The sequence below is a fragment of the Streptococcus sp. NSJ-72 genome (assembly GCF_014334035.1).
GTDB classification, from domain to species: Bacteria; Bacillota; Bacilli; order Lactobacillales; family Streptococcaceae; genus Streptococcus; species Streptococcus constellatus.
On sequence record NZ_CP060489.1, the window covers coordinates 631,160 to 647,247 of the forward strand.

Consider the following 16,088-nt stretch of genomic DNA (forward strand, 5'->3'; position numbering starts at 1 on the left):
ATCAGTTATGAGTCTTGTAGAATTAACAGATGTTACCAAAGTGTATTCAGGAGGGAAAACAGCGGTTGATCACGTATCTTTTTCACTTGAAAAAAAAGGAATTTATGGATTATTGGGACCAAATGGTGCTGGAAAATCGAGTCTAATCAATTTGATTTTAGGATTAACTCCAACGACATCTGGAAAGATTAGTTTGTTTGGTCAATCAATAAAAGCTATTAAAAAAGTAAGTTCAAAGATTGGTTATGTCCCACAAGATATTGCTATTTATCCAGATCTTACAACTTATGAAAATGTAGAATTATTCGGTTCACTTTATGGTTTAAAGGGAGCAACACTAAAAGAAAAGGTACTGGAAAGTTTAGAATTTGTGGGCTTGACCGATCAAGCCAAAAATTTTCCACGTCAATTTTCAGGTGGAATGAAGCGACGCTTAAACATTGCATGTGCTCTGGTTCATTCTCCGCAGTTGATTATATTTGATGAACCTACAGTGGGAATCGATCCACAATCACGTAATCATATTCTTGAGTCGATTCGTCTTCTCAATGATCGAGGTACAACGGTTATTTATACAACTCATTATATGGAAGAAGTAGAAGCGCTATGTGATTATATTTATATCATGGATCATGGAAAAGTGATCGAAGAAGGAAGCATGGGTGATTTAGAAAAACGCTATGAAAAAGACTTTGCTCAAAAAATCATGGTAACTATAACAGACGGAGAAGGCTTTGAATTTGTACATGAGTCAAATTGGAAAATTACGGAGCTAGATCATGAAACAATCATAACAGTTGAAAATGAAAGTATCCAAACGGTAATCGAAAAACTAAATTGCGCACATATTCATTTTAGTGAAATTCGGCATACACATTTGAATTTAGAAGAAATCTTTTTACACTTAACAGGTAAGAAATTAAGAGATTAGAGGTTGCTATGATTCTATTTCATTTAATAAAAAAAGAAAGTCTACAAATCTTTAGAAATCGAACGGCAATTCTGATGATGATTATTTTTCCGATTTTGATGATTGTTATCTTAAGTTTTGCATTCAAATCAAGTTTTAATACGACAACTACCGTTCCTCAGTTAAAGGTTAGCTATCAGCTCGAAGGAACTGAGACAGATTATCAAAAAAGTTTCGTAAAATTTCTAAAGACATTGAATAAAGAATTGGGACTTGAAGCAACTGTTAGTAAGAATCTTTCTGCAGATAAACAAAAAGTCAGTGAAGGTGCTCTGACAGCTACTTTAGAGGTAAAAAGTGATAAAACGATTAAGGTGACGACAAACCGTATCAATCAGCAAAATGCCGATTTAGTGAGAATGTTGGTCGATACCTATGTAGAAAATGCTAAAACGTATGATTCTATTAGCGACCTTTATCCAACCGCTCTAAATAATATCAAGAAACGAACAGTTGATTATATAAAAACAACTTCTATTCAAACAAGTAAAGGAATGACTTCGGCAGACTACTATGCCATTTCTATGTTTACGATGATTACATTTTACAGTATTATGTCAGCGATGAATTTGGTTCTCTCAGATAATCAATTAGGTACTGTAAGCCGCATTCACTTGACAGGTGTTTCAAATACACATATTCTTTTAGGAAAGTTAATAGGAGGAATGTTTGCCACAGGAGTTCAACTAGCTATCTTATATTTCTTTACCCGCTTTGTTATGCAAGTGAATTGGGGAAGTCATCACTGGCAGATTGTGGGTGTAACAGCATCATTAGTATATCTTTCAATTGGGATTGGGATTGGATTAGCTAGTGGTATCCGGAATGAATCGTTCTTAATGGTAGCTTCAAATGCAATCATTCCAGTCTTTGCTTTTTTGGGTGGTAGTTACGTTCCATTGTCTACTCTTAATAGTACATTTATTAATCAATTATCAACTATTTCACCTATTAAGTGGGTTAATGATAGTTTGTTTTATCTTATGTTTGGAGGACAAACGAATCCTATTCCAACGACATTAGTAGTTAACTTGGGCTTGGGAACTATCTTTATCCTTTTTGCTCTAGTTCGGATGAGAAAGCAGGTGACAGCATGATTTCTTTTATGAAAATTCTTTTTAAGAAGATTTGTCGCAAAAAATCAAGCTATGTGACCTTTATCTTATTGCCAATTTTGACAACCTTATTGGCACTGTCTTTGAGTTTTACGGGTGAAAGTGCTGCAAAGATTGGAATTTTAGATAAGGATAACAGTCAAATTTCACGGCAATTTATTTCGCAAATTAAACAAAATGAGAAATATAATATTTACACAAAATTTGATGGAAAACAGATTGATAACTACTTAAAAAATAAAACATTAGAAGCTGTTTTGGTGATTGACAAAGGCTTTGGAAACAAAGTGCTCCATGGACAAAAGCAAACATTGAATTTGCGAGCTATATCTAGTAGTCAAGTGACAGAGTGGTTTAAAGCCAATGCTAACTATCTTTTAGAAAATTATAATACGATAGGTGATGCTGCAGCTGGAAACCAAACTATTTTTAACAATATTTTAGCTCATAATAACAAAGTATCTTATAAAGTTCAGCAAACAACATTAAGCGACCGTTCACAAAGTAAGTCTGTCTCCTCAACTACTACTGGTTTTCTTTTGATTCTTATGTTAGGAAGCGCTAGTGTGATTTATAGCGGAATCTTGACCGATAAGGTTTCCCAAATTTACAATCGATTGACGTTATCTAAATTATCAAGACTACAATATATGTTGAGCTATGTTTGTGTTGGTTTGATAGTCTATGCCATTCAAATTGCTATTATTTTAGGGATGTTAAAAGTTGTAAATATCAGCTTTTACATTCCAATCTGGGTACTTTTAACAACCTTTTTATTGTTTAGCTTGTTAGTAATTGGTTTTGGTCTATTCGTGGGTGCAGTTTCTAAAAATAGTCAACAAAGTAGCCAATTGGCAAACCTCATCATTATGCCAACATCCATGTTAGCAGGCTGTTTATGGCCACTTAAAATTACCCCTAGCTATATGCAAGCGATAGGAAAATTATTGCCGCAAAACTGGGTCCTTTCCATTATTGATATTTTTCAATCAGGTGGAACAATTGTCACTGCTTGGCCGTATATGGCAGCATTGTTTACAGTGGCAACCTTGCTAATTGTATTTTCTAGCTGGATGTTAAAACCAATTCATCATTGATAAAAAGTGAGAGGCCTTTGATATCAATTATATGAAAATAGATTATATACTACTGCCTTAAATCATCTAAAAAACATAAAAGTTTTTTTATCGCTTTTGTTTGATAAACACGTTTAAGTATGCTATAATCTTGAAAAAGAAGATAGGAGTTTCATATCATGTTATTTTTAGTATTGCCAATTATTGTTGTCGTACTGATTGTTATTCTTTTTAGTTCCTTATATGTTGTTCGTCAACAGTCTGTAGCAATTATAGAGCGCTTTGGTAGATATCAAAAACTTAGTAATAGCGGAATTCATTTACGCTTGCCATTTGGTATTGATCATATCGCAGCACGTGTGCAATTACGCCTGTTGCAAAGTGAGATTGTTGTCGAAACGAAGACACAAGATAATGTATTTGTCATGATGAATGTTGCAACGCAATATCGTGTGAATGAAAATAACGTAACAGATGCTTACTATAAATTGATTCGTCCAGAAGCTCAAATTAAGTCTTATATTGAAGATGCCTTGCGGTCATCTGTTCCTAAATTGACATTGGACGAATTGTTTGAAAAGAAAGATGAAATCGCACTTGAAGTACAAAAGCAAGTAGCAGAAGAAATGTCTACTTATGGTTATATTATCGTAAAAACCTTGATTACAAAAGTTGAGCCAGATGCAGAGGTTAAGCAATCAATGAACGAAATCAATGCTGCTCAACGGAAACGTGTCGCTGCTCAAGAATTAGCTGAAGCCGATAAAATTAAAATTGTCACTGCTGCAGAAGCAGAAGCAGAAAAAGATCGTCTTCATGGTGTTGGGATTGCAGAACAGCGTAAAGCGATTGTGGATGGCTTGGCAGACTCTATCAAAGAGTTAAAAGGTGCAAATGTTGAATTGAAAGAAGAACAAATCATGTCAATTCTTTTAACCAACCAATATCTTGATACATTGAATAATTTTGCAGATAATAAGGGAAATAATACAATTTTCTTACCAGCCAATCCTGACGGAGTAGAAAGTATCCGAACGCAAATTTTATCAGCTCTTAAAGCAAAATAAAGAATATTCTGAATTATTTTATTCATCAAAATAAGTTGTCTTTTCCATTGACAAAACAAATAAAAACATTTAAAATGTTTAGTTAGAAATAATAAATAGGAGAAGGAAATGGCTAAATCTAACTTTGAAAAAGTAGAATCAGTTGTTAGCTGGGTTCGTGATAAAAAAATCACGGGTTATCGCATCAGTAAAGAAACGAACGCTCGTGAAATGTCTATCATTGCTCTTGCTCAAGGACGTGCTAAAGTGAAGAATATTTCATTTGAAACCGCTCTCGGATTGATTGATTTTTACGACAAAAATCACGAAAAATTTGAAAACTAACCATCGAATTTTTAGCAGGCTGCCAGCCTGCTTTTTTTATTTACTATCGTACAATAATGCGGCTTGAGATTAAAATAATGAATAATTATATACAAAAAAACTTATTTATTCAAAAAAATATCATACGCTTTAAACGAATATTCTTACAAAAAAATCATAAAACGCTTTCTTTGATAGATTATATTATAAAAAATATTCCAAAAAATTAGAAATTTACTTTTTTATAGTATATTTTCTAAGAAATATATGTTCAAACGTTTTGTTTTGTTTGAATAAAAATTAGTTTTCAAAAGAGATAGTAACTATTTTGGATAGAAAAAAAGACGAGGCTAGATGTTTTAGTCTCGTCTTTCCTATTTTTATCGTAAATAGCGTTGTAAGAATTCTTTCGTACGTTCTTTTTTAGGATGAGTGAAAATATCATCTGGTTTACCTTCCTCAGCAATGATGCCTTTGTCCATGAAAATGACACGGTTTGAAACATCACGCGCAAATTCCATTTCATGGGTGACGACAATCATGGTTAAACCTTCTTGAGCAAGGTCTTTCATAATTTTTAGTACTTCACCGACCATTTCAGGGTCGAGGGCTGATGTTGGTTCGTCAAATAAAATGGCATCTGGATTCATAGATAAGGCGCGTGCAATAGCGACACGTTGCTTTTGTCCGCCAGAGAGTTGTTTTGGCTTTGCTTGCCAATAAAGCTCGCCCATACCGACTTTTTCAAGATTATCTTTGGCAATTTTTTCAGCCTCTGCGCGTTCTCTCTTGAGAACGGTTGTCTGTCCAACAATGGTATTTTCAAGAACATTGAGATTTTCAAAAAGATTGAAACTTTGGAAAACCATCCCCAATTTTTCACGGTAGTGGGTGAGATTATAATTTTCTTCTAGCACGTTTTCTCCACGGTAAAGGATTTCACCGCCACTTGGTTCTTCGAGGAGATTGATAGAGCGCAAGAAAGTTGATTTTCCGCTACCAGAGCTTCCAATGATAGAGATAACTTCGCCGGAGTGGACAGTGAGAGAAATATCTTTTAAAACTTCATTTTGGCCATAAGATTTTTTGAGATGCTTAATTTCTAAAATGATATCACTCATGCTTTTATTCCTTTCGTTTGCATTTGATTAGCGCCTGTTGTGTACTCGTCTGTGTCAAAACGGCGTTCTACATAGCGAAGAATGCGAGTGACAGTAAATGTTAGGACAAAGTAGATAACAGCAATAATAGTGAAAGTTTGGAAATATTGGTAAGTTTGAGTGGCAATCGTATTTCCTGAGAAATAAAGTTCAACAACGGAGATAACATTCAGTACAGAAGTATCTTTAATGTTGATGACAAATTCATTCCCTGTAGCAGGTAGAATATTTCGTACGACTTGTGGAAGAACAACTTTGCGCATGGTTTGATTATGTGTCATTCCTAGAGCGGTTGCGGCTTCAAATTGTCCTTTGTCAACGGCGAAAATTCCTCCGCGGACAATTTCACTCATATAAGCGCCGGTGTTGATTGAAACAATAAAGATAGCAGCGATTGTCCGATCAATAGAAACCCCAAAAGCTTGTGCTGTACCGTAGTAAATAACCATCGATTGAACAATCATAGGCGTTCCACGGAAAATTTCAATATAGATATTTAAGAACCAGCCGAATAAGGTTTGTAACATCGCTAGAGCTTTATTTTTGGCCATAGGAGCTGTGCGATAGACACCGATTAAGAGTCCAATGATGAGTCCTGCAATTGTGCCAGTAATGGAAATGAGAAGAGTTAAACCAGCTCCACGCAGAAACTGGGGCCAGTTATCTTTTAGAATCTTTGTTACTTGTCCAAAGAAACTTGTCTTATCTTGGCTAGAGTCTGTCTCAACAGGCTGATTTCGAATCATCTTATCCATTAAAGCAGTTTGGTCTTTGACACTGATTTTAGCGATAGCAGCATTAACTTGCTCTATACGATTGTCGTTTTTGCGCATTCCAATTGCAATGGTAGCGTCTTCTTGATTCACTTCAAAACCTTTTTTGAACTGAATCATTTTAAATTTTGAGTTCGCAGCTTCTGCAGTGAGGGCTTCAGGGCGCTCAGAAATGTAGCCGTCTATAATTCCTGACTCAAGTGCTTGGCGCATTTGAGCAAAGTCTCCCATTGCAGTTTCTTGCTTAGCACCAGTCAATTGTGAAATTAGATTATAAAGATAGACACCTTGCTGGGACGTGATTTTTGCCCCTTTGAAGTCATTTAAGGTTTTGGCATTGGCGTAGGCACTATCTTTTTTGACAAGTAGCACTGGCTCACTAGTATAGTAGCTATTTGAAAAAGCAATTTCTTTTTTTCGCTCGGCAGTTGGGCTCATACCTGCTATAATCATGTCCAATTTTCCTGATGTTAAAGCAGGAATCAAACCATTCCAAGACGTTTTGACCACTAACGGTTTTTTACCTAATTCTTTTGCGACTTGTTTTGCAATTTGGACATCATAACCGTTGGCATATTGATTGGTACCTTCGATTTTGACTGCGCCGTTTTTGTCATCGTCCTGCGTCCAGTTGAACGGAGCGTAAGCTGCCTCCATTCCGATACGTAAATATTCATCGGCTTGAGCTCTATTTGCAAATCCGAAACTAAGCAGCAGAAGTGCAAATAGAGATAAGAATAATTTCTTCATATTTTCTCCTCATCTAAAAATAGCTTCCTTTCATTGTACCGAAAAATGACATGCTTTTCAATATTGGGGAAACCCTTACTTGAAAAAATGGTATAATAAATCTAACCAGTAAAAGGAGGTTGTCAGATGAAAAAGTTCTTTTGGAGTATAGTGATTTTTTTCTCGTGTTTGTTCATTAGCCAGCGAGTTTTGGCAGTGAGTTACGATATTGAATCCTATAAAGGCAATTTACAGATTCATTCTGATAATACAGCGACATTTGTTGAAACAGTCAATTACCATTTCTCAAGCGGCTACAGGGGACAAATCATTACTTTGGGGACATCTGGTAAAGTTCCTCTGGGCTTTGATGTGGAAGGAAAGCCGACGATTCTAGCTTTAAGAAATGGACAACCAAAAACGGATATTACTGCTGTTCAGGAATACATTGCGGGTGGTTATAAATATAAAATTTATAATGCCGGTAATAAAGGAGACCGTGTAACCATTACGGTTACTTGGAAGTTGAAGAATATGTTGTTTGTCTACAATGATATTGTAGAATTACACTGGATTCCAATCAGTGATTGGGATAAAAAATTAAATAATGTAGAATTTCGGATTACTCCTCCAGCTACTTCACAACAGACTGAATTGTATGCTCACACGGGTTATTTTATGAAGCCAGCTCAAGTGACACGAGAGGGAGATAGCTATCTGATCCGTGTCTCTAGTATTGCTAAAAATAGAAATTTAGAATTTCATGCATATTGGGATCGATCGCTAGTAACTGTTCCTGAAAATAGTTTAGCTGTTACAAAACGCAATCGGTTGCAAGAGTTTCGTCAAGTTGAAAAGGAAGTTGCCACCAGTACAAAAAAATACCAGAGATTAGTAGACTGGGACTTACCACTTGCTTTGGTATTGGTTGGCCTAATTAGTTTGGCTTTTTACATTATTTTTCATCTTAGAACAAAATCCCGTGTAACGTTTCCTAAGCATGCTCGTTTGTATGAAATACCGCAAGATTTACCACCAATGGTCATTGCTTCAAATGTTTATTCAGTAGATTTGACAGAATTGGATCCGACTGAGCGACAAGCTACATCTCTGAAATTTGAAAATCTTGTCCAAGCTACTTTATTAGATTTGATTGATCGAGGTAATCTTGTTTTTACAGATGATACGAAACAGCCAAAATTACAAAGAGTGACAGATAAGGGTTTAGCTGATTTTGAAAAAGAATTTTTAAAAATGGCTATGGGAAACAACAAGCAGTTGCTTGTGAAAAATTTGTTTTCAGATTTTAAAATTGACGATAAGATATATAATAGTGGCGAGAAAGCTGTTCGTAGCGCAGGCAACAGAGTGAGACAACTATTAAAATGCTATTTAAAACTTATTACAGAAAATATACATGAAATTATTGAGCGTGAGCAATTACCAAATAATTATCGCCCTGTTGCTAAAAAGGAGCTCTTGTGTTTATATCTTTCAATGCTCCTTATGAATCTTATTGTGTTTGCTTCTCTTGGCATCTTAGCTTGGATTTTCTTGGAGTATGGACTCGTATTTTATCAATTTGCAGTTATCTTTTTCATTGCTGGCGGAATGCTGTATTACCTTTTAAGAAAATGCAAAATGGTGAAGCGTGATGGCGTCTTAAATGAAGAAGGGGCAGAAAACTATTATTACTGGAAGAGTTTTGCTAATATGCTGCATGAGATTGCTCATTTAAAGGATACAGAAGTGGAAGGAGTGATTTTGTGGAACAGATTATTGGTTTATGCTGCTATGTTTAATTGTGCAGATAAGGTGACCAAGACGATGAAACTACGAAAAATCACAATTGATAATCCATCGATGAATGCTTTTGTTTATCAGGATATGGTGTATGATTTTCATGCGAGCTCACATGCTTTTGTTGGCTATGGGGCAGCAGCTAATTCGGCTAGCAGTTTCTCTGTTTCATCAGGTGGAAGTAGCGGTGGCGGCTTCTCTGGTGGTGGCGGAGGCGGAGGAGGCGGCGCTTTTTAAAAAAGTGCCCTATTCTCTCACTTGAAATTATGCTATAATGAAACAAATCAATCTTAGGAGAAAAACATGTTTATCATTGAAATTTTAAAATCCATCATCTTTGGGATTGTGGAAGGAATTACAGAGTGGTTGCCTATTTCTAGCACAGGTCACTTGATTTTGATACAGGAGTTTATCAAGTATAAAAATCAGAATGCTGCCTTTATGGAGATGTTCAATGTTGTAATCCAATTAGGAGCGATTTTAGCGGTTGTCGTGATTTATTTTGATAAATTAAATCCCTTTAAGTCGGGAAAGACAGCGCGTGAAGTGCAGAAAACATGGCAATTATGGGCGAAAGTGGTGATTGCAGCTGCGCCGGCTGCCATTATTGGCTTACCTTTGGATGATTGGTTTGATGCACATTTTTATAACTTCATTTCTGTTGCTTGTATGTTGATTATCTACGGTGTTGCTTTCATTTTACTGGAAAAACGTAATAAAAACGTAGAACCGACAATTACCAGCTTAGATCGATTGCCTTATAAAACTGCTCTCTACATTGGGTTATTTCAAGTATTGTCACTCTTTCCTGGTACCAGTCGCTCTGGAGCAACGATTGTAGGAGGGCTTTTAAATGGTACTAGTCGTTCCGTGGTGACAGAGTTCACCTTCTTCTTAGGGATTCCTGTTATGTTTGGTGCAAGTGCTTGGAAGATTTTGAAGTTTATCATCAAAGGAAACACACTTGGATTTGGGCAATTCTTCTTGCTGCTTGTAGCAATGGGCGTTGCGTTCGGGGTCAGTCTCTATGTGATTCGTTTCTTGACGGATTATGTGAAAAAGCACGACTTTACGATCTTTGGGAAATATCGTATCGGGCTCGGTGTTTTGCTTATCGTGTACGGAATCTTTAAAGCTATTTTTTAAGTATTCAAAACTCAACAGTTTTTGTTGAGTTTTTTAGTTCGTCAAAGAAAACAAAAGCTGTCTATTTTTTGTAAAAAAGACGAAATTTTAGTATAATGAAAAGACTAGAAGTATGAGGTAATGCGATGGAAATGAAGCAAATTAGTGATACAACGATTAAGATCACAATAAAATTAGAAGATTTAGAAGAACGTGGAATGGAGATGGCAGATTTTCTCGTTCCGCAAGAAAAGACAGAAGAGTTTTTCTATGCAATTTTAGATGAGTTGGAAATGCCAGAGAGTTTTTTGGATAGCGGTATGCTCAGTTTTCGTGTAACTCCTAAACCAGACCGACTGGATGTTTTTGTCACCAAGTCTAAGATTGATAAGAATCTGAACTTTGATGATTTGGCAGATTTACCAGATGTAGAAGAGTTGTCTCAAATGTCTCCAGATGAATTTTTAAAGACATTAGAAAAAAATATTTTTGAGAAAAGCAAAGACGATATTGAAGCTGTTCGGTCTTTGGAAACGGCAGAAGCAGAAAATAATATGAGCACTTCTGACATAGAAGATCAAGAAGAAAACAGTGACGACCTTACTCAAAAATATATCTATTATATCTTGAAATTTTCCAGCTTGAAAGAAGCGATTGTCTTTTCTAAAACAGTAGACTATGCTGTTAACACTTCGGAGTTGTACAAAATGGATGGTTACTATTATTTAACAATCTTGGTTGATATTGAAGGACATCCTAAGCGTTATCCAGCTTGGCTTTTGGCTTCTATGCGTGAACATGCGGAAGACACAGATGTGACAAGAGCTGTTTTGCAAGAGCATGGTTATTTATTGCTTGTCAACGAGGCGGTTGCCAGTCTTCAAAAGGTTAAATGCTCATGATTCCTTTCCCTTTAAAATTCATTTTGGTGTTGCTTGGAACCTTTTTTATTGGTGTAATTCTCACACCTTTAGTGCGTCTATTGGCATTTAAGATAGGCGCGGTTGATTATCCCAATGCTCGAAGAATCAACAAAAAACCAATGCCAAGCAGCGGAGGTTTAGCGATTGTCATTTCTTTCTCGGTTGCTACACTTGTTTTTATGCCGATGATTGTGCAAGCGACCTTTCATGGAAAGGGTTATTTTGATTATATTTGGCCGGTTGTCTCAGGCGGCGGTATCATTGCTTTAACAGGGCTTATTGATGATGTGAAAGAGTTGAAGCCTTTAGCAAAGATGTCAGGAATTGTGTTGGCTGCCAGTTTGATTTGGTTATTGACTGATTTCCGTTTGAATCATTTTAAAATTCCTTTTGGCGGACCACTATTGCACTTTGCCCCTTGGTTATCTTTTATTTTGACGGTTATCTGGATTATTTCGATTACCAATGCCGTCAATTTGATTGACGGGTTAGACGGATTAGTGAGTGGTGTATCGATTATTTCGCTGGTGACAATGGGGATCGTTTCTTATTTTTTCTTGCCGGATCACAATGTGTTTTTAACCTTAACTATTTTTGTTCTGGTCATGTCTATCGCGGGATTTTTTCCTTACAATTATCACCCAGCTATTATTTATCTGGGTGATACGGGAGCACTGTTTATCGGTTTTATGATTGCTGTTTTGTCACTGCAAGGCTTGAAAAATGCGACAGCCGTCGCGGTGATTACTCCGATGATTATTCTGGGTGTGCCGATTACAGACACATTTTTAGCGATTGTGCGTAGAACTTTATCTGGTCAAAAATTTTATACGCCAGATAAGCGTCACCTTCATCATCGCCTGCTCTCTTTGGGCTTGACCCATCGTGGGACAGTCTTGGTTATTTATGGCATTTCGATGATTTTTGCCATGATTTCTCTTTTGCTAAATGTTTCAAGTCGAATTGGTGGTGTACTATTAGTGATTAGTCTGCTCTTTGGAGTGGAACTTTTATCGGAACTTATCGGTGTTTTGGGTCAAAATCGGACACCACTCCTTAATGTTCTTCGGTTCATTGGAAATTCTGCTTATCGAGAAGAAATTCGTACAAAATTCAGAAATAGAAAAAAGAAATAGAATCTTAAATTAAAACAAAATAAAAGCCTTTTTGGCTTTTTTTTGCTATACTTATAAGGTATATTATGGTTACAAAGAAAGGAAAATTTACCATGTCTGTCTTAGAAATCAAGGATCTCCACGTAGAAATCGAAGGAAAGGAAATTTTAAAAGGAGTTAATCTGACTCTTAAAACAGGAGAAGTAGCTGCGATTATGGGCCCAAATGGGACAGGTAAATCAACTCTATCAGCCGCCATTATGGGAAATCCAAATTACGAGGTAACCGAAGGGGAGGTTCTGCTCGATGGTGTCAATGTTTTAGAACTGGATGTGGACGAACGAGCTCGTATGGGGCTTTTTCTTGCTATGCAGTACCCAAGTGAAATTCCAGGTATTACCAATGCAGAATTTTTGCGTGCAGCTATGAATGCAGGTAAAGAAGACGACGAAAAAATTTCTGTTCGTGATTTTATCATGAAATTGGACGAAAAGATGGAATTGCTGAATATGAAAGAGGAAATGGCCGAGCGTTATCTGAATGAAGGCTTTTCTGGCGGTGAAAAGAAACGCAATGAAATCTTGCAATTGTTGATGCTAGAGCCAACTTTTGCGCTACTGGATGAAATTGACTCTGGATTAGATATTGATGCGCTGAAAGTGGTATCTAAGGGTGTCAATGCCATGCGTGGTGAAAATTTTGGAGCTATGATTATTACGCACTATCAACGCTTGTTGAATTACATTACGCCTGATGTGGTGCATGTTATGATGGATGGGCGAATAGTGGCTTCAGGTGGCCCAGACTTAGCTGTTCGTTTAGAGCAGGAAGGCTATGCCAAATTAGCTGAAGAACTTGGTTTTGATTACCAAGAAGAAGTTTAGTTACCCCTTCTTTTTGCTTGAAAAAGATAGGAGAATGAAATGACAAAAGAAACCATTAAACATTTTTCACAAATGCATGCGGAGCCTGAGTGGTTGGCGAATCTTCGTCAAGCTGCTTTTGATAAAATAGAAGAGTTGAAGTTACCAATCATTGAGCGCGTGAAATTTCACCGCTGGAACTTGGGAGACGGCACGCTTTCAGAAAGTGAATCTCTTGCAAATGTACCTGATTTTACAGCACTGGATAATCATTTGAAATTAGTTCAGATTGGAACGCAGACTGTTTTAGAGCAATTGCCGGCTGACTTGGCGGAGCAGGGTGTCATCTTCACAGACTTTTATTCTGCTCTTGAGGAAATTCCAGAAATCATTGAGAAACATTTTATGTCTGCTGTTAAATATGACGAAGATAAGCTAGCAGCTTACCATACAGCTTATTTCAATGGTGGAGCGGTGCTATATATTCCGGATAATGTTGAAATCAATCAGCCCATTGAAGGCATTTTTTACCAAGATAGTGAAAGTGATGTGCCATTTAACAAGCATATTCTGATTATCGCAGGAAAACATTCTAAAGTGACTTATTTAGAACGGTTGGAAACTTATGGTTCTAGCAGTGTTTCTGCGACAGCAAATATCACGGTGGAAGTCATTGCCCAAACAGGAGCTCAGATTAAGTTTTCAGCTATTGATCGACTAGGAGAAAATGTGACCGCTTATATTAGTCGTCGGGGCAAGTTGGACGATGATTCTATGATTGATTGGGCGATTGGAGTCATGAATGAAGGGAATGTGATTGCTGATTTTGACAGTGATTTGTTTGGGCGCGGAAGTCATGCAGATATGAAAGTGGTGGCTCTCTCTCGTGGTAAGCAGATTCAGGGGATTGACAGTCGCGTCACCAATTACGGCTGCAATTCGATCGGCAATATCCTCCAACATGGAGTGATTTTGGAAAAGGGAACGTTGACTTTTAACGGAATTGGTCACATTATCAAGGGAGCTAAGGGGGCAGATGCGCAACAGGAAAGTCGAGTGCTCATGTTGTCTGACAAAGCACGTTCAGATGCTAATCCTATTCTTTTGATTGATGAAAATGATGTGACAGCAGGGCATGCGGCGTCTATCGGTCAGGTAGATCCAGAAGATATGTACTATCTTATGAGTCGAGGGCTAGATCAGGCAACGGCAGAACGGTTAGTCGTGCGTGGTTTCTTAGGTTCTGTTATCGTTGAAGTTCCGGTCAAAGAAGTCCGTGTTGAGATGATTGAAACTATTGATGAAATTTTAGCTAAAAATAAAAGATAGGAAAAGAAATGTCTAAACTTGATGTAGAAGTCCTTTGGAAAGATTTTCCGATTTTGGATCAGATCGTCAATGATGAGCCACTGGTTTATTTGGATAATGCAGCAACGACTCAAAAGCCAAGGCAGGTTTTAGGAGCAATTACGGATTATTACGAAAAAGATAATGCCAACGTTCATCGTGGTGTTCATACGCTAGCTGAGCAGGCAACGGCAGCTTATGAAGCTGCGCGGGAACGAGTGCGCTCTTTTATCCATGCTGCTTCAACGAAAGAAGTTCTCTTTACGAGAGGTGCGACGACTGGGCTCAATTGGGTGGCGCACTATGCTGAAAGTGTGTTGCAGCCAGGAGATGAAGTGCTGATTTCTGTTATGGAACACCATTCTAACATCATTCCTTGGCAAGAAGCCTGTCAGAAAACAGGTGCCAGATTGGTTTATGCTTATTTGAAAGACGGCATGTTAGACCTTGTTGACTTTCAGTCAAAATTGACTGAAAAGACGCGGTTTGTTGCCTTGGCTCACGTTTCTAATGTATTAGGTGTGGTGAATCCTATAAAAGAAATAGCAGGGCTAGTGCATCAGACAGATGCTCTTTTGGTAGTGGACGGAGCCCAATCTGTACCTCACATGGAGATTGATGTTCAAGACTTGGATGTTGATTTCTTTGCTTTTTCAGGTCACAAGATGCTAGGTCCGACGGGTATCGGTGTGCTTTATGGAAAAGAGAAACTCTTGAATCAAATGCCTCCGGTAGAATTTGGCGGGGAAATGATTGATTTTGTTTATGAGCAGAAAGCAACATGGAAAGAGCTCCCTTGGAAGTTTGAGGCAGGCACGCCCAATATAGCTGGAGCTATTGGTTTAGCTGCCGCTATTGATTATCTGGATAAGATCGGAATGGAAACTGTTCATCAATATGAGCAAGAATTACTGGCTTATGTCTTTCCCAAATTACAAGCTGTTGAGGGTCTCACCATTTATGGTTTGGAGGATTTGGCTCAGCGGTCAGGTGTTATTTCTTTTAATCTAGCTGGTCTTCACCCCCATGATGTAGCAACAGCTCTGGATTATGAAGGCGTGGCTGTACGAGCCGGACATCACTGCGCTCAACCCTTGTTGAGTTACCTAGGGGTGGTAGCGACTGTTCGAGCTAGCTTTTATATGTATAATACCAAAGCAGACTGTGATAAGCTCGTTGAAGCTTTGCAGAAAACAAAGGAGTTTTTCGATGGCACTTTCTAAACTAAATAGCCTTTATAAGGCAGTTGTGACGGATCATTCAGCTCACCCTCATCATCAAGGTCGTTTGGAAGGAGTGGAGCAAGTGAATCTCAATAATCCTACCTGCGGAGATGTCATCAGTCTGTCGGTTCAGTTTGATGAGCAGGGAGTGATTGAGGATATTGCATTTGTGAATTCTGGTTGCAGTATTTCTACAGCATCAGCTAGTATGATGACTGATGTAGTCCTAGGGAAGACGAAGTATGAAGCACTAAAGTTGGCAGAGATTTTCTCTCAAATGGTTCAAGGGAAAGAAGATAAGCAGCAAGCGGAATTGGGAGATGCAGCTTTTTTGGCTGGTGTTGCTAAATTTCCTCAGCGTATTAAATGCTCAACCTTAGGCTGGAATGCTCTTAAAAAGGCAATTGAAGAAGCTGAAAAGTCTGAAAAAGATTAATAATTGAGGTTAAATAAAAAATGCACCGCACCCCAAAAGTTAGATTTTTTCTGTCTAACTTTT

At 37.5% G+C, this 16,088-nt stretch carries 15 protein-coding genes; 13 read left to right on the forward strand and 2 right to left on the reverse strand.

What is annotated here, in order from left to right:
• Positions 1–7 precede the first annotated feature (7 nt).
• The 5 genes from H8787_RS03185 to H8787_RS03205 all read left to right on the forward strand — a co-directional run bounded on the left by H8787_RS03185 (position 8) and on the right by H8787_RS03205 (position 4,552).
• Positions 8–931, forward strand: a complete 924-nt coding sequence (locus tag H8787_RS03185; protein WP_048800826.1) for an ABC transporter ATP-binding protein — start codon at positions 8–10, stop codon at positions 929–931.
• Between the two features lie 8 nt (positions 932–939).
• Complete coding sequence (locus tag H8787_RS03190; RefSeq protein WP_049482247.1) at positions 940–2,067, forward strand: SagG family ABC transporter permease subunit; 1,128 nt, start codon at positions 940–942, stop codon at positions 2,065–2,067.
• Positions 2,064–3,182 (forward strand): ABC transporter permease, encoded by a 1,119-nt coding sequence (locus H8787_RS03195; protein ID WP_048800824.1) that lies wholly within the window; start codon positions 2,064–2,066, stop codon positions 3,180–3,182. Before H8787_RS03190 ends, H8787_RS03195 begins: the two co-directional genes overlap by 4 nt.
• Positions 3,183–3,340: 158 nt before the next feature.
• Entirely contained in the window at positions 3,341–4,228 is an 888-nt protein-coding gene (locus H8787_RS03200; RefSeq protein ID WP_003036319.1) for an SPFH domain-containing protein, read from the forward strand.
• Between the two features lie 108 nt (positions 4,229–4,336).
• Entirely contained in the window at positions 4,337–4,552 is a 216-nt protein-coding gene (locus tag H8787_RS03205) for a hypothetical protein (protein ID WP_003025899.1), read from the forward strand.
• 359 nt (positions 4,553–4,911) lie between these two features.
• On the opposite strand, the gene H8787_RS03210 is transcribed toward H8787_RS03205, so the two are convergent.
• Positions 4,912–5,652, reverse strand: a complete 741-nt coding sequence (locus tag H8787_RS03210; protein ID WP_003070309.1) for an amino acid ABC transporter ATP-binding protein — start codon at positions 5,650–5,652, stop codon at positions 4,912–4,914.
• Positions 5,649–7,214, reverse strand: coding sequence for an ABC transporter substrate-binding protein/permease (locus H8787_RS03215; protein ID WP_187328215.1), 1,566 nt, complete (start codon positions 7,212–7,214; stop codon positions 5,649–5,651). The genes H8787_RS03210 and H8787_RS03215 overlap by 4 nt, the downstream gene beginning before the upstream one ends.
• 126 nt (positions 7,215–7,340) lie before the next feature.
• On the opposite strand from H8787_RS03215, the gene H8787_RS03220 reads away from it, so the two are divergent.
• From H8787_RS03220 to sufU, 8 genes are all read left to right on the forward strand, one after another.
• Positions 7,341–9,230: a DUF2207 domain-containing protein gene (locus H8787_RS03220; RefSeq protein WP_187328216.1), complete on the forward strand. Its 1,890-nt coding sequence runs from the start codon at positions 7,341–7,343 to the stop codon at positions 9,228–9,230.
• A gap of 66 nt (positions 9,231–9,296) precedes the next feature.
• The gene (locus H8787_RS03225) at positions 9,297–10,139 is read left to right on the forward strand and encodes an undecaprenyl-diphosphate phosphatase (protein WP_187328217.1); all 843 of its coding nucleotides are present in this window, start codon (positions 9,297–9,299) and stop codon (positions 10,137–10,139) included.
• 125 nt (positions 10,140–10,264) lie between these two features.
• Complete coding sequence (gene mecA, locus H8787_RS03230) at positions 10,265–11,020, forward strand: adaptor protein MecA (RefSeq protein WP_003070299.1); 756 nt, start codon at positions 10,265–10,267, stop codon at positions 11,018–11,020.
• The gene (locus H8787_RS03235; RefSeq protein WP_150203091.1) at positions 11,011–12,177 is read left to right on the forward strand and encodes a glycosyltransferase family 4 protein; all 1,167 of its coding nucleotides are present in this window, start codon (positions 11,011–11,013) and stop codon (positions 12,175–12,177) included. The genes mecA and H8787_RS03235 overlap by 10 nt, the downstream gene beginning before the upstream one ends.
• A 92-nt stretch (positions 12,178–12,269) precedes the next feature.
• Entirely contained in the window at positions 12,270–13,040 is a 771-nt protein-coding gene (gene sufC, locus H8787_RS03240) for a Fe-S cluster assembly ATPase SufC (RefSeq protein ID WP_003070295.1), read from the forward strand.
• Positions 13,041–13,079: 39 nt separating this feature from the next.
• The gene (gene sufD, locus H8787_RS03245) at positions 13,080–14,348 is read left to right on the forward strand and encodes a Fe-S cluster assembly protein SufD (protein ID WP_048800821.1); all 1,269 of its coding nucleotides are present in this window, start codon (positions 13,080–13,082) and stop codon (positions 14,346–14,348) included.
• 8 nt (positions 14,349–14,356) lie between these two features.
• Positions 14,357–15,589, forward strand: coding sequence for a cysteine desulfurase (locus tag H8787_RS03250; protein WP_187328218.1), 1,233 nt, complete (start codon positions 14,357–14,359; stop codon positions 15,587–15,589).
• Positions 15,576–16,025: a Fe-S cluster assembly sulfur transfer protein SufU gene (gene sufU, locus H8787_RS03255; protein ID WP_006270080.1), complete on the forward strand. Its 450-nt coding sequence runs from the start codon at positions 15,576–15,578 to the stop codon at positions 16,023–16,025. The genes H8787_RS03250 and sufU overlap by 14 nt, the downstream gene beginning before the upstream one ends.
• The last annotated feature ends 63 nt before the right edge of the window (positions 16,026–16,088 follow it).

Excerpts from the sequence above, each read along its gene's own strand:
- H8787_RS03185 (WP_048800826.1), top strand. The coding sequence starts at position 8 with ATGAGTCTTGTAGAATTAACAGATGTTACCAAAGTGTATTCAGGAGGG.
- H8787_RS03190 (WP_049482247.1), top strand. The coding sequence starts at position 940 with ATGATTCTATTTCATTTAATAAAAAAAGAAAGTCTACAAATCTTTAGA.
- H8787_RS03195 (WP_048800824.1), top strand. The coding sequence starts at position 2,064 with ATGATTTCTTTTATGAAAATTCTTTTTAAGAAGATTTGTCGCAAAAAA.
- H8787_RS03200 (WP_003036319.1), top strand. The coding sequence starts at position 3,341 with ATGTTATTTTTAGTATTGCCAATTATTGTTGTCGTACTGATTGTTATT.
- H8787_RS03205 (WP_003025899.1), top strand. The coding sequence starts at position 4,337 with ATGGCTAAATCTAACTTTGAAAAAGTAGAATCAGTTGTTAGCTGGGTT.
- H8787_RS03210 (WP_003070309.1), bottom strand. The coding sequence starts at position 5,652 with ATGAGTGATATCATTTTAGAAATTAAGCATCTCAAAAAATCTTATGGC.
- H8787_RS03215 (WP_187328215.1), bottom strand. The coding sequence starts at position 7,214 with ATGAAGAAATTATTCTTATCTCTATTTGCACTTCTGCTGCTTAGTTTC.
- H8787_RS03220 (WP_187328216.1), top strand. The coding sequence starts at position 7,341 with ATGAAAAAGTTCTTTTGGAGTATAGTGATTTTTTTCTCGTGTTTGTTC.
- H8787_RS03225 (WP_187328217.1), top strand. The coding sequence starts at position 9,297 with ATGTTTATCATTGAAATTTTAAAATCCATCATCTTTGGGATTGTGGAA.
- mecA (WP_003070299.1), top strand. The coding sequence starts at position 10,265 with ATGGAAATGAAGCAAATTAGTGATACAACGATTAAGATCACAATAAAA.
- H8787_RS03235 (WP_150203091.1), top strand. The coding sequence starts at position 11,011 with ATGCTCATGATTCCTTTCCCTTTAAAATTCATTTTGGTGTTGCTTGGA.
- sufC (WP_003070295.1), top strand. The coding sequence starts at position 12,270 with ATGTCTGTCTTAGAAATCAAGGATCTCCACGTAGAAATCGAAGGAAAG.
- sufD (WP_048800821.1), top strand. The coding sequence starts at position 13,080 with ATGACAAAAGAAACCATTAAACATTTTTCACAAATGCATGCGGAGCCT.
- H8787_RS03250 (WP_187328218.1), top strand. The coding sequence starts at position 14,357 with ATGTCTAAACTTGATGTAGAAGTCCTTTGGAAAGATTTTCCGATTTTG.
- sufU (WP_006270080.1), top strand. The coding sequence starts at position 15,576 with ATGGCACTTTCTAAACTAAATAGCCTTTATAAGGCAGTTGTGACGGAT.